This is a genomic window from Streptomyces sp. NPDC088254 (assembly GCF_044740925.1).
Lineage (GTDB): Bacteria > Actinomycetota > Actinomycetes > Streptomycetales > Streptomycetaceae > Streptomyces.
This window is the reverse complement of sequence record NZ_JBIURQ010000002.1, coordinates 181,326-193,780: the sequence shown is the minus strand read 5'-3', so window position 1 is coordinate 193,780 and position 12,455 is coordinate 181,326. Positions and strand designations below refer to the sequence as shown.

The 12,455-nt window shown below is 73.3% G+C and carries 12 protein-coding genes; 7 read left to right on the top strand and 5 right to left on the bottom strand.

The window, feature by feature from the left end; genetic code table 11:
• Positions 1-49: 49 nt before the first annotated feature.
• Positions 50-826: a TetR/AcrR family transcriptional regulator gene (locus tag ACIOC0_RS07750; RefSeq protein ID WP_402153533.1), complete on the top strand. Its 777-nt coding sequence runs from the start codon at positions 50-52 to the stop codon at positions 824-826.
• Here ACIOC0_RS07750 and ACIOC0_RS07745 read toward each other — a convergent pair.
• From ACIOC0_RS07745 to ACIOC0_RS07730, 4 genes are all read right to left on the bottom strand, one after another.
• Positions 819-1,469 (bottom strand): hypothetical protein, encoded by a 651-nt coding sequence (locus ACIOC0_RS07745; RefSeq protein WP_402153531.1) that lies wholly within the window; start codon positions 1,467-1,469, stop codon positions 819-821. The two genes, ACIOC0_RS07750 and ACIOC0_RS07745, sit on opposite strands and share 8 nt — an antisense overlap.
• A gap of 79 nt (positions 1,470-1,548) precedes the next feature.
• On the bottom strand, positions 1,549-4,014 hold the full coding sequence (locus tag ACIOC0_RS07740) for a glycosyltransferase (protein ID WP_402153529.1): 2,466 nt from the start codon (positions 4,012-4,014) through the stop codon (positions 1,549-1,551).
• The gene (locus tag ACIOC0_RS07735; protein ID WP_402153527.1) at positions 4,011-4,712 is read right to left on the bottom strand and encodes a GntR family transcriptional regulator; all 702 of its coding nucleotides are present in this window, start codon (positions 4,710-4,712) and stop codon (positions 4,011-4,013) included. Before ACIOC0_RS07735 ends, ACIOC0_RS07740 begins: the two co-directional genes overlap by 4 nt.
• 153 nt (positions 4,713-4,865) lie before the next feature.
• Complete coding sequence (locus ACIOC0_RS07730; RefSeq protein WP_402153525.1) at positions 4,866-6,221, bottom strand: aspartate aminotransferase family protein; 1,356 nt, start codon at positions 6,219-6,221, stop codon at positions 4,866-4,868.
• A gap of 174 nt (positions 6,222-6,395) precedes the next feature.
• Between ACIOC0_RS07730 and ACIOC0_RS07725 the strand changes: the two genes are divergently transcribed.
• The 3 genes from ACIOC0_RS07725 (at position 6,396) to ACIOC0_RS07715 (ending at position 9,493) form a co-directional block, all read left to right on the top strand.
• Complete coding sequence (locus tag ACIOC0_RS07725; protein WP_402153523.1) at positions 6,396-7,010, top strand: DJ-1/PfpI family protein; 615 nt, start codon at positions 6,396-6,398, stop codon at positions 7,008-7,010.
• Positions 7,007-7,558 carry a MarR family transcriptional regulator gene (locus ACIOC0_RS07720; protein ID WP_402153521.1) on the top strand — a complete coding sequence of 184 codons (552 nt, stop codon included), beginning with the start codon at positions 7,007-7,009 and terminating at the stop codon, positions 7,556-7,558. The genes ACIOC0_RS07725 and ACIOC0_RS07720 overlap by 4 nt, the downstream gene beginning before the upstream one ends.
• Before the next feature lie 78 nt (positions 7,559-7,636).
• Positions 7,637-9,493 (top strand): serine/threonine-protein kinase, encoded by a 1,857-nt coding sequence (locus ACIOC0_RS07715; RefSeq protein WP_402153519.1) that lies wholly within the window; start codon positions 7,637-7,639, stop codon positions 9,491-9,493.
• 15 nt (positions 9,494-9,508) lie between these two features.
• On the opposite strand, the gene ACIOC0_RS07710 is transcribed toward ACIOC0_RS07715, so the two are convergent.
• Positions 9,509-10,261, bottom strand: coding sequence for an SLATT domain-containing protein (locus ACIOC0_RS07710; protein ID WP_402153517.1), 753 nt, complete (start codon positions 10,259-10,261; stop codon positions 9,509-9,511).
• 257 nt (positions 10,262-10,518) lie between these two features.
• Here ACIOC0_RS07710 and ACIOC0_RS07705 point away from each other — a divergent pair, with 257 nt between their 5' ends.
• The 3 genes from ACIOC0_RS07705 (at position 10,519) to ACIOC0_RS07695 (ending at position 12,191) form a co-directional block, all read left to right on the top strand.
• Positions 10,519-10,863 carry a YbaB/EbfC family nucleoid-associated protein gene (locus tag ACIOC0_RS07705; RefSeq protein WP_130438585.1) on the top strand — a complete coding sequence of 115 codons (345 nt, stop codon included), beginning with the start codon at positions 10,519-10,521 and terminating at the stop codon, positions 10,861-10,863.
• Positions 10,864-10,948: 85 nt separating this feature from the next.
• A complete protein-coding gene (gene recR / locus ACIOC0_RS07700) occupies positions 10,949-11,548 on the top strand; it encodes a recombination mediator RecR (RefSeq protein WP_402153515.1) in 600 nt (199 codons plus the stop codon).
• A complete protein-coding gene (locus ACIOC0_RS07695; RefSeq protein ID WP_402153513.1) occupies positions 11,541-12,191 on the top strand; it encodes a DUF5063 domain-containing protein in 651 nt (216 codons plus the stop codon). Before recR ends, ACIOC0_RS07695 begins: the two co-directional genes overlap by 8 nt.
• Positions 12,192-12,455: the final 264 nt, after the last annotated feature.

Below are 12,455 nucleotides of genomic sequence, written 5' to 3'. Positions count from 1 at the left end.
ACCCATTGCGAAAGGGAGTGTCAATAACGTCAGTGATAGCCTCTAACGCATGGTGGACACGGAGAACGCGAAGAGTCCGCGTGAGCGCTACCGGGCCCAGGTGCGCGCGGAAGTCAAGGAACGGGCGTGGGAGCAGATCGCCGCGGCGGGGGCGCTCTCCCTCAACGCGATCGCCAAGAAGATGGGGATGAGCGGGCCCGCGCTGTATCGCTACTTCGGCAGCCGCGACGAGTTGATCACCGAGTTGATCAGGGACGCGTACCGCAGCCTCGCCGACACCTTCCACGCGGCGGCCGCCGTCGCGGCGGCGGAGCCCGCCGAGGTCACCAGTACGGCCGAGGTCACCGGGATCGCCGACACCGCCGAACTCGCAGATGCAGCGGCGACCCGTGAGACCGCCGGACCCGCTCGGCCGCGCAGGCCCGGGGAGCCCGGTGAGCCCGCTCTGGCGACGCTCGCGCACGCCCTGCGCGGCTGGGCCCTCGCCGACCCTCAGCGGTACTTCCTCGTCTACGGCACGCCCGTCCCCGGCTATCACGCGCCCGACGACATCACCGTGATCGCGTCCGAGATCATGGCCGTCCTGCTCGACGCGTGCGCCGCACTGCCGCAGTCCGGGCCGGCGACGCCCTTCGACGAGCATCTCGCCGACCACCGCGACTGGGCGGCCGGCCACCCCGCCCCGCCCGCCGCCCTCCATCGCGCGACGGCCTTCTGGACCCGCCTGCACGGCGTGCTGTCCCTGGAGTTGGCGGGCCACTTCACCGGCATGGGTCTCGACCCCGCGCTGCTCTTCGCCGCGGAACTGGAGGACCTGCTCAGCTGAAGACGATCATCGACCCCTGGGCGAGGCTCCGCGTCGCCGCCGCGTGCAGCCCGAGCCACACGTGCCGTTCACGGGCGAAGGGGCTCGGGTCGTACGGCGCCGGCACGGCGGGCTCCTCCAGCTCGGTCGGAGCCGAGGGCGGCTGCGGCGCGGCCGGCGGGTTGGCGGGGTCGATGCCGATCGACGGGGCCACCTTCTCCAGCTCCCGCAACAGGGACTGGGCGGAGCCCAACGGGCCGCCCCCGGCGAGGAGTTCGTCGTTGGACAGCGGCTGCGGGAAGTCGACGGGGACGTACGCGCCCGCGTGGTCGTAGTGCCAGACCAGGTGGGACTGCTGGGCCGTGGCCTCGAACATCTCCAGGAGCTGTTCGTAGTCGCCGCCGAGCGCGTCGACGGGGGTCACGGGCAGGCCGCACACCTGGAGCAGATAGGCGCGGCGCAGGAAGTGCAGGGCGTCGTAGTCGAAGCCTGCCACCGGGGCGACGTCCCCGGACAGTCCCGGCATGTACTGGTAGACCGGCACGGGCGGGAGGCCCGCCTCGCCCAGCACCTTGTTGTACTGCGCGAGCTCCTCCGCGAACGGGTTGTCAGGGGTGTGGCACAACACGTCGACGAGGGGTACCAGCCACAGGTCACAGGCCAAAGAGGGCTCCTCACCTAACGGGTTCGTCGTCGGTCTCGTCTACTTCCCGGTCTGCGAAGGGTAGTCGGTCCGGTCTGCGTCAGCTCCCTCCGTGCAGGTCCCATACCCACACGCCGTCCACCCACTGCGCGGGCCGGCCCACCAGCTTGTCCACCGTGGCCCGCAGCACCGCGTCGCGCGGCTGCGGGACGAGCACCAGCGCGCCCGCCTTCCAGTGGGCGAGGTCCTGCCGGGCCTCGGCGCGGGCGCGGTCGTCGATCACCTGGGCGACGCCGGTGTCCCGCACGTCCTTGAGCAGGCTCGCCGTGAAGTTCAGCGGGACGCCGTAGACGCCGCTGCGGTCGCCGTCGCCGTAGGGGCCGTTGAAGTAGCCGCCCGGCATGCGGAAGCCGAGGCCGGCCTCGGTCTGCCAGTGCAGGGCCTCGGCGGCCTGCGGGTCGGGCAGCGGCACCGGGACCAGGGTCTCGCCGGGGCTGACGTACGGCTTCCAGGAGCCGTCGGTGAAGAAGGCGGGTGTCGCGGCGCGCGGTGCGGACTTCAGCGGGGCCGGGACCAGGGGCAGCAGGGCGAGGCAGACGGCCAGCAGGCCGACGTACTGCGTGCCCAGGGAGCGGGCCGTGGCCAGCCGGCCGACGGCGAGCGCGAGGAGCATGCCGAGGGCGGGTGCGCAGATCAGCGCGACCCGGCTGACGATGACCGATTCGAGGAGCGGGAGGCCGGCGAGCGGGGCCCAGGGGCCGGGGATCTCCGCGCCGCTGAGCGGGACGTGGATGCGCGGGCCCAGGGAGAGGACCGCGGCGACGGCCGCAGTGCAGGCCAGCGCGCGGGCCGCCGGCTGCCGCCACAGCCGTACCGTGACGGCGAGGGCGAACAGGAGCAGGGGCCAGCCGTAGAACGCGTTCTGTTCGGTGGGGTTGAGGGAGAGCGCGGCGGCGCGGTCGGCGTCCCCGGCGATCAGGGAGCGTTCGGCGAAGGTGAGCAGGGCCCGCACGGAGTTGGCGGCGGCGGGCCCGTGCTCGAGGTGCGTGTAGCTCTGCGGTCCGGAGAACTGCCACGCCAGCGGGTAGACGACGAGCGGCAGGCAGACGGCGGCGGCCACCGCGAGGCCGCCGAGCAGCGGGCGTGCGGCCAGGCGGGCCACGTCGGGGCGTACGGCGGCGTAGGCGAGGGCGAAGACCAGCATGCCGAGGGCGGCCAGCAGCAGCGCCTCCTCGCCGAGGAAGAGCTGGTAGGCCGTCATCAGGCCGAGGATCACCGCGTCCCGGGTGCGCCGGCCGCCCGTCTCGCACAGCCGCAGTGCCCGGTCGATGATCAGCGGGATCATGAACAGGACGACGAAGTTGGGGTGCGCGTTGGCGTGGCTGACCATCGGCGGGGCGAAGGCGGCCAGGGTGGCTCCGGCGAACGCGGCCCCGCGCTGGCGGACGAGCCGGCGCACGATGAGCCAGTACCAGGCGCCGGCGGTGGCGGCCAGGCCCAGGGTCATCACCAGGTTGAGGGTGACGGCCGGGCCGAGCAGCAGGGTGAGCGGGGTGAGCGGCACCGACAGGCCGGGCATGGCGGTGTTGGCCATCAGGTTCACGCCCTCGGGGGCGCCCTGCAGATCACTGAAGAACGGGTTGCGCAGACGGGCCACGTTGTCGGCGGTCACCGCGAAGAACCATTCCCACTGGTTCTGGTCCTGGAGCGAGTCGGTGAGGTAGCGGCGGGCGGGGTCGAAGAAGCGCCCGGAGTACAGCGCGACGGCCATGGCCAGGAAGAGCGCCGCGGCGAACATGTCGGCGAGCCCCGGCAGGCGGACACGGATGCGGACGAGGTCGCGCAGCACCCGCGGGTAATCGAGCGGGCGGACCTTGGAGCCGTGCTGGTGCGACCAGTGCACGGGTACCTCGGCGACCGGCCAGCCGGAGAGATGGAAGTGCCTCAGGACTTCCACGTCGATGGCCCAGCCGTCCATCCGGGAGGCGGCGAACGCGGCGCGCGCCTTGTCGCCGTCGAACAGCTTGAACCCGCACTGGGTGTCGCGTATCCCGCGCAGGGTGGTCGCGCGGATGAGCAGGTTCCCGGCGGCGCCGAGGAACTCGCGGAAACGGTGCTGGCGGTCGCCCAGCGTCGCGCCCGGCACGGCGCGGGAGCCGACGGCGGCCGCGTGTCCCTGGGCGAGCGCCCGGTCCAGGCGCTCCAGCTCCTCGACGGGCGCGGCGAGGTCGGCGTCGGTGACCAGGACGCGGCGGCCCCGGCTCGCGGCGACGCCGAGGCGCAGGGCCGCGCCCTTGCCGCGGTTGCGGGGGCTGGTGACGAGCCGCAGCTGCGGGTCGCGGCGCAGGGTGACGATCTCGCGGGTGGCGTCGGTGGAGCCGTCGTCGGCGATGACGATCTCCCAGGCGCCCCGGCGGTGTGCGGTCGCCCGGAGGTAGCGCGTCACGGCGTCGAGGGTGGGGCCCAGCCGGCGTTCCTCGTTGTAGGCGGGGATGACGACGGAGAGGTCGACGACCGCTCGCGAGGAGTACGTCTCCCTCGTGCCGCCCGGGGCCGTTCCCCTCATCGGGCGGCCAGCCGCTCGATCAGGGCGACCGAGTGGGCGTTGTAGGCGTCGAGGAGTGAGCGGGCGGCGGTGGTGTCGCGGTGATACAGGGCGTCGACCAGTTCCCTGTGTCCGGCCCACAGGTGGCCGCGGAGTTCGCTGAGCCGCCGCAGATGCTGCACCAGGCACACCCAGGACTGCAGCCGCAGCCGGTGCAGGAAGTCGGCGAGATAGGGGTTGCCGAACAGTGAGCTGAGCTCGCGCCAGAAGCGCAGGTCGTAGCCGATGAGGACGGTGAGGTCGCCGGCGGCGGCGGCGCGCTGGGCCTCCTCGCCGCGGCGGCGCACGCCCGCGACGGCGGCGGCTATGCGCGGGTCCTCGGGGTTCTTGAAGCCCTGGCGGCCCTCGTCCAGGGCGAGGAACATGCCCTCGATGATCAGGCTGCGCGCCTCGATCATGCCGCGGAAGTCCTCGACGGAATACTCGTGGACGCGGAAACCGCGGTGCTGGTCGGCCTCCAGCAGGCCCTGCGCCGACAGGTCCACGAGTGCTTCGCGGACCGGGGTGGCGGAGACGCCGTACTGCTCGGCTATCTCCTTCACCGTGAACTCCTGGCCCGGCTGGAGCCGGCCCGCCAGCACCTCGTCGCGAAGCGCGTCGGCGATCTGCTGCCGCAGGGTGCTGCGGGTCACGGCGCCGGTGCCGCTGCTGCCGGGCATGGTCGGGGCGTCTCCCTCGTCGCGGTGCGGTGGCGTGCTCGTACGCCTCGCTCGTACTCCAATACGAGCACGCCACCTTACGCGTTCGACGCGTTCGGGATCCGGTGCGCGGACGGTTCTCGCCGTCCGCCGCCCGGCCGGCGAGCGGTGTCCCTACACGGTGTGCTCGTCGGCCGCCGACAGCGCCGTGTCCAGCGCCGCCAGGCCCTCCTTCAGCTCGGCTTCGCTCGCGTTGCAGGGCGGCACGAAGTGGGTGCGGTTCATGTTCACGAACGGCCACACGCCGGCCTTCTTCGCGGCGGAGGCGAAGGCGAGCATCGGCGCGTTGGCCTCGCCGGAGGCGTTGTAGGGGACCAGCGGCTCGCGGGTCTCGCGGTCGCGCACCAGCTCGATCGCCCAGAACATGCCGGCGCCGCGCACCTCGCCCACGCTGGGGTGGCGTTCGGCGAGCTGCCGCAGGCCGGGCTCCACGACGCTCTCGCCCAGGCGCCTGGCGTTGTCGACGACGCCCTCCTCGGCCATCACCTCGATCGTGGCGACGGCGGCGGCGCAGGCCAGCGGGTGCCCGGAGTAGGTCAGGCCGCCCGGGTAGGGCCGCTTGCCGAAGGTCTCCGCGATGGCGCCGGAGATGGCCACACCGCCGAGCGGCACATAGCCGGAGTTCACGCCCTTGGCGAAGGTCATCAGGTCGGGCGTGACGTCGAACAGGTCGGCGGCGAACCACTCGCCGGTGCGTCCGAACCCGGCCATGACCTCGTCGAGGACGAAGACGATGCCGTGCCGGTCGCAGAGTTCGCGCACCCCGGCCAGGTAGCCGGGCGGCGGGACCATGATGCCGGCGGTGCCCGGGATGGTCTCCAGGACGATCGCGGCGACGGTGCCGGGCCCCTCGAAGGCGATCGTCGTCTCCAGGTGCTCCAGCGCCCGGGCGCACTCCTGCTCCTCGGTCTCGGCGTAGAAGCGGGAGCGGTACAGGTACGGCGCCCAGAAGTGCACGACGCCGGCGGAGGCGCTGTCGGAGGCCCAGCGGCGGGGGTCGCCGGTGATGTTGACGGCCTGCTGGGTGCCGCCGTGGTACGAGCGGTACGCCGAGAGCACCTTGGCGCGGCCGGTGTGCAGCCGGGCCATGCGGACGGCGTGCTCGACGGCGTCGGCGCCGCCGTTGGTGAAGAAGATCTTGTCGAGGTCGCCGGGGGTGCGCTCGGCGATCAGCCGGGCCGCCTCGGAGCGGGCCTCGATGGCGAAGGCGGGCGCGAAGGTGGTGAGCTTCGCGGCCTGCTCCTGTATCGCGGCGACGACCTTCGGGTGCTGGTAGCCGATGTTGGTGTAGACGAGCCCGCTGCTGAGGTCGAGGTAGCGGTTGCCGTCGTAGTCCCAGAAGTACGACCCCTGGGCGCCGGCCACGGCGAGCGGGTCGATGAGCTCCTGGGCGGACCAGGAGTGGAAGACGTGCGCGCGGTCCGCGGCCTTCACGGCGGCGCCGGCCTGGGGGTGGGGCTGAGGGGTCATGCGGGTGAGCGTAAATGTCCGGGATGCGGAATCGGTATCGGCGTCCTGTCTGCGGAGTGAGGGTTTCCGCGACAGGTTGTCGGGCGTCGGGGCGGCCGGAACCATGCTTGACAGCATGCTGCCTATTGGCCAGCATGCTGTCATGACTTCGTCAGGCCGCCCCGAGGAGGACTCATGAGCGCCCCCGCCCGCAAGCCCGTGCACCTCGCCGTCTACGACACCCTCGCCGACTGGGAGACGGGACACGCGACGGCGTACCTCGCCCGCGCCGGCCACCCGGTGCGCACGGTCGGCCCGTCCACGGCACCCGTCAGAAGCGTCGGCGGCCTGCGGATCCAGCCCGACCTGGCCCTGGCCGACCTCCGCCCCGAGGACAGCGCGCTGCTGATCCTGCCGGGCGCCGACCTGTGGGACACCTCGCAGGACCTCGCGCCCTTCGCCCGCGCCGCCCGCGCCTTCCTGGACGCCGGCACGCCCGTCGCCGCGATCTGCGGCGCCACCGCCGGACTCGCCCGCGAGGGCCTGCTCGACGACCGGGCCCACACCAGCGCCGTCTCCTTCTACCTCGCCGCGACCGGTTACGGCGGCGGCGAGCACTACACCGACGCGGACGCTGTCACCGACCGGGGACTGATCACCGCCGGGCCCACCGAACCCGTCGCCTTCGCCCGCGAGATCCTCGGTCTGCTCGGCGTGTACGAGGGGGAGGTGCTGGACGCCTGGTACCGGCTCTTCCACGACTCCGACGCGCAGGCGTACGACGTGCTGGAGAAGGCGGCCGCGCGGTGAGCGGCGGACGACAGGACCTGCTCAGCCGGAGCGCGCTCGGCGTCTTCCGGCTGAACGGCCGGTTCCTCGCGGTGGCCGAGGAGCTGGCCCGGCCGTCCGGGCTCACCGCCGCCTGGTGGCAGGTTCTCGGAGCGGTGCTCGGCGAACCGCTGCCGGTGTCGGGGATCGCCCGCGCGATGGGCATCACGCGGCAGAGCGTGCAGCGCGTCGCCGACCTGCTGGTCGACCGGGGCCTCGCCGAGTACCGGCCCAACCCCGCCCACCGGCGTGCCAAGCTGCTCGCGCCGACGGCTCGGGGGCGGGCCGCGGTGGCCCGCATCGACCCCCAGCACGCGGCCTTCGCCGACCGGTTGGCGGAGGCGTTCGGGGAGGCCGAGCTCGCCGAGGCCGTACGCGTCCTGGAACGGCTGTCCGCGGTGCTGGACGCGCTGGAACCGAAGGCGCCGGACGCGCTGGGGCCGGGGACGCCGGACGCGCCGGAACCGGGAGCGCCGGACGCGCTGGAGCCCGGGGACACGCCGGAGCCGCCGCCCGTTATGGAACCGTAGGCCCCGTCCCCCGCGACTCCCCGAATGGCCGGATTATCCTCGGCTCGATCACATCTGTGGGGGAGAGGCGGGGCGGCCATGGAGAAGCTGGGCGCGGGGGATCCACAGCGCATCGGCGGCTACCGGCTGCTCGCGCGGCTGGGCGCCGGCGGCATGGGCCAGGTCTACCTGGCGCGCTCCGACCGCGGCCGGACCGTCGCCGTGAAGCTGGTCCGGCCGGAGCTGGCGGCGCGCGAGGAGTTCCGGGCGCGGTTCCGCCAGGAGGTGCGCAACGCCCAGCGGGTCGGCGGGTTCTGGACGGCGCCCGTCCTCGACGCCGACACCGAGGCCGCCGTGCCCTGGGTCGCCACCGGGTACGTCGCCGGGCCGAGCCTCCAGCAGGTCGTCGGCCACGACCACGGCCCGCTGCCCGAGCGGTCGGTGCGCATCCTCGCCGCCGGGCTCGCCCACGCGCTGGCCAACATCCACGCGGCCGGGATCGTCCACCGCGACCTCAAGCCGTCCAACGTGATGGTCACCATCGAGGGGCCCCGCGTCATCGACTTCGGCGTGGCGCGGGCGCTGGAGACGGTCGCCGGGGACGACGGCCTCACCCGCACCGGCGCGGTGGTCGGCTCGCCCGGGTTCATGTCGCCGGAGCAGGTGCGCGGCGAGCGGATCACCCCGGCGTGCGACGTGTTCTGCCTCGGCTCCGTCCTCGTCTACGCGGCCACCGGCAAGCTGCCCTTCGGCACCGCGGACAACGGGGCGCACGCGCTGATGTTCCGCATCGCCGAGGAGGAACCCGACCTCACCGGCCTGTCCGAGGGCATCGCCGACCTCGTCCGCGGCTGCCTGCGCAAGGACCCGGACGCCCGTCCTTCGCTGGAGTGGATCCTCCGGCGCACCCGCGCCGACGAGACCGTCGCCGAGGGCCGGTCCCGTGACCCGTGGCTGCCGGGCGCCCTGGTGGCGCAGCTGGGCCGGCACGCGGTCCGCCTCCTGGAGACGGAGAACCCCGAGACGCCCCCGGCCCACACCGGCCCCCGCAGCGAGCCGCTTCCCCCGGGGCCCCTCCCCACCGTGCCCGCCGAAGGCTCCGAGGGTCGGTCCGGTTCCGGGACGGGAGGCGAGCGGGGCTGGCCCCCGGAGCCGGGGGCCGGGGCAGCCGGTGTCGTCGGCGCCGCTCCCGGAAGTCAGGCCGGTGTGCCGGCCCACCCCGCCTACGGTCACCCGCCGCAGCACCCCCACCCCGCGCCCGGCTACGGCTGTCCCCCGCCGCAGCCGGCCCCGTACAACCCGTACGCCGACGGTCCCGGTCCCACCGCCGTCGCCCCCCAGGACCGCTACGACGCCGACGGCGGCGACGACCCCTCGGAGCCGCCCCGCCGCAGCCGCCGCGCCGGCGCACTGCTCGTCACCGTCGCCGCGGTGGTCGCGCTCGCCGCCGGGGGCTCGGTGTACGCGCTGATGGACGGCGACGACGGGGCGACGTCCGACGCGCGCCCCGGCGCGTCCCCCTCCCCGGCCGCAGCGGGCGAGACAGCCCCCAAGACGTCCGGGGAGCCGACGGTGACGCCGTCCGCGTCCGGCTCGTCCAGCCCGGGGGAGGGCGCGGTCCCCGAGGCCTATCTCGGGACCTGGTCCGCCACCATCGACAACGCGAGCGGCGTCAACTCCCGCCGCCTCACGCTCACTCAGGGGCAGGTGGGCGACGACGTCCTCAAGCTGGTCGCCGACGGCGACGGCTACCACTGCGAGTTCACCGCGGACCTCGCCCGGAAGCCCGTGGACGACGGCCCGTTGGCCATAGGCCCGTCCACGGTCACCACGGGAGAGCCGCTCTCCTCCTGCACCCCCGGCGCCGCCACCGAGGTCACCCTCCTCCCCGACGGCCGGCTGCAACGCCTCAACCGCAGCACCGGCGAGAAGCTGACGTACACCCGCGCCGGCTGAGAACCGCCGGCCGCCTCAGCGCGGCTCGGGCGGTCGCTGCCGGGGCATGTTCGGCCGGGCGGCCGCCCCCGGCGGAAGCGCGGAACGACCGTGCCCGCCCCCCGCTTCCCCGCGCGCCCCTCCAAAGGACGAGGTTTGGATCCCCATCGGCGCCACCCCCGTCCGGAACTCCACCATCCACTCCGCCGTCTCCACCCGCACCAGCTCCGTGACGTCCTCACAGAACCGCCGCAGCACCGCAAGGCACCGCTCGGCGGCCTCGGCGGCCGTCCCCTCGGCGGGCCCCAGCACCTCGCGCACGCTCTCCGACGCCCAGTCGAACTGAAGTGCCTGGAGCCGTCGCTGCACGGCCTGCGCGGTCGCCACGTCCCGCATCCACCCCGCCGTCACCCCGAAGAACCGGTCCGCCCCGGCGCACGCCGCCGCCAGCAGCAGCGCCAGGTATCCCCAGCGGGCGGCCCCGCCCAGCGCCCCGGTGACCTCCAGCAGCGGCAGCGCCGCCCCGGCCGCCGCGCCCGCCGCGGCCCCACTCCGCAGCACCCGCGCGCTCCGCCGCTTCCAGACCCGGTCGGCGAGGTACCAGGACGCCGTCTCCAGCGCGCCCCGCTCCACCCATCGGTACAGCTCGTCGAGGCGCTCGGCGGGTTCGCCCCAGTTCCCGAGCGGGAAGGCCCGCCCGGTCAGATCGCCCGGCCGCAGCCCGGCCGCCCCGTCGCCCCGTCCGTCCTGGGGCGGGCCCTCGGGCTGCCTCTCTGGCTGCTGACCCACCCGGCACTCCCTACTGATCCCTGCTGTTCCCGTGATCCAGGCCCCTTTCCTACCGTCCGGCCGGTGCCGAAGAGGAAGGTTTCGTCGCTTTTCCGCCCGGAAGTAGGCCTTGATCAGGTAGAGGCCACACCCGTGAGTCACTCGAAAGAGTGCTGGGGCGACACCCGCACAGACCACGTAGGCTCGTGCCGAGCGGGATTTCCCGCCCGAGGACAGCGGGAGACCCCCGTGACAGCCGTACGACACAGGAGCTGATCGTGATTCCCGGTGGTGGCCAGCCCAACATGCAGCAGCTGCTCCAGCAGGCCCAGAAGATGCAGCAGGACCTGGCCCAGGCCCAGGAGGAGCTGGCGGCCACGGAGGTCGACGGCCAGGCGGGCGGCGGCCTGGTGCACGCCACCGTCACCGGCGCCGGCGAACTGCGCGCGCTGAAGATCGACCCGAAGGCGGTGGACCCGGAGGACACCGAGACGCTCGCCGACCTGATCGTCGCCGCCGTCCACGCGGCCAACGAGAACGCGCAGACCCTCCAGCAGCAGAAGCTGGGCCCGCTGGCCCAGGGCCTGGGGGGCGGCAGCGGCATCCCCGGCCTGCCCTTCTGACCCTCATGGCCGCACCTCCTTCCTAGGAAGGGCGGCGGCCAACTACCGTACGTACCGCAGGGAATCCAGGAAGGACGGCAGTCCGTTGTACGAAGGCGTGGTCCAGGACCTCATCGACGAGCTGGGGCGGTTGCCCGGCGTCGGTCCCAAGAGCGCGCAGCGGATCGCCTTCCACATCCTCCAGGCGGAGCCCACGGACGTACGGCGTCTCGCGCAGGCCCTGATGGAGGTCAAGGCCAAGGTCCGCTTCTGCGCCGTCTGCGGGAACGTCGCGCAGGAGGAGCAGTGCGGCATCTGCCGTGACCCGCGCCGCGACCCGGCCGTCATCTGCGTGGTGGAGGAGCCGAAGGACGTGGTCGCCATCGAGCGGACCCGGGAGTTCCGGGGTCGCTACCACGTCCTCGGCGGCGCGATCAGCCCCATCGAGGGCGTCGGCCCGGACGACCTGCGCATCCGGGAGCTGCTGGCCCGCCTCGCGGACGGCACGGTGACCGAGCTGATCCTCGCCACCGACCCGAATCTCGAAGGCGAGGCGACGGCCACCTACCTCGCCCGCATGATCAAGCCCATAGGCCTGAAGGTCACCCGCCTCGCCAGCGGCCTCCCGGTGGGCGGTGACCTGGAATACGCGGACGAGGTGACCCTCGGCCGCGCCTTCGAGGGGAGACGACTCCTAGATGTCTGACGCCACGCTGCACGCGACCGGCCAGAACCCGGACGACTTCGCGGTCCAGATCGCGGACCAGGTCGAGAGCTTCCTGGTCGCGGTCACCGAGGTCGCCAAGGGCGACGAGCCGGCCTCGGCCGTGCCCTTCCTCCTGCTGGAGGTCTCCCAGCTGCTGCTGGCCGGCGGCCGCCTCGGCGCCCACGAGGACATCGTCCCCGACGAGCGCTACGAGCCCGATCCCGGCCCGGAGCCGGACGTCGACGAGCTGCGCGAGAACCTGGCCCGTCTCCTGGACCCGGTGGACGTCTACTCCGAGGTCTTCGACCCCTACGAGCCCCGCAAGGCCCCGGTGCCGGCCCGGATCTCCGACGACCTCACCGACGTCATCACCGACCTGCGCCACGGCATGGCGCACTACCGCGCCGGCCGCACCACGGAGGCGCTGTGGTGGTGGCAGTTCTCCTACTTCTCCAACTGGGGCTCCACGGCCTCGGCGACCCTGCGCGCCCTGCACTCGATCCTCGCCCACGTCCGTCTCGACCAGCCGCTGGAGGAGCTGAACGGCCTGGACACCGACCAGGACATGGGCGACGACGTCCTGGAGGTCGAGGCGGGCCGGGTCATGGCGGAGGAGATCGGCGACCGCCTCGGCCTGCCCTGACCGCCTCGGCCCGCCGAACAGCCCGTGGGCGACGCCCACAACCTGCCCTGAGTAGCCTTCCGGCGGCCCCCCAAACTGCTTGATACTTAATTCACAGCTATCACTTCGTCTTGAGTGGGCAGGGGTGGTCCTGACGGGCGACCGGCCCCGGCCTCGCGGTGTCTCACCATGCGATACCAGGGGGGCCGCATACGGACGCTCGTTAAACTGAGCCGACCCGCAGTACGAGGGTGTATGTGCGGACAGAGACAAAGTGAGCGAGGA

What these genes read in the sequence shown, in the direction of transcription:
- ACIOC0_RS07735 (WP_402153527.1), bottom strand. Translation starts at nt 4,712, where the DNA reads ATGCCCGGCAGCAGCGGCACCGGCGCCGTGACCCGCAGCACCCTGCGG.
- ACIOC0_RS07750 (WP_402153533.1), top strand. Translation starts at nt 50, where the DNA reads ATGGTGGACACGGAGAACGCGAAGAGTCCGCGTGAGCGCTACCGGGCC.
- ACIOC0_RS07740 (WP_402153529.1), bottom strand. Translation starts at nt 4,014, where the DNA reads ATGAGGGGAACGGCCCCGGGCGGCACGAGGGAGACGTACTCCTCGCGA.
- ACIOC0_RS07715 (WP_402153519.1), top strand. Translation starts at nt 7,637, where the DNA reads ATGGAGAAGCTGGGCGCGGGGGATCCACAGCGCATCGGCGGCTACCGG.
- ACIOC0_RS07695 (WP_402153513.1), top strand. Translation starts at nt 11,541, where the DNA reads ATGTCTGACGCCACGCTGCACGCGACCGGCCAGAACCCGGACGACTTC.
- ACIOC0_RS07725 (WP_402153523.1), top strand. Translation starts at nt 6,396, where the DNA reads ATGAGCGCCCCCGCCCGCAAGCCCGTGCACCTCGCCGTCTACGACACC.
- ACIOC0_RS07730 (WP_402153525.1), bottom strand. Translation starts at nt 6,221, where the DNA reads ATGACCCCTCAGCCCCACCCCCAGGCCGGCGCCGCCGTGAAGGCCGCG.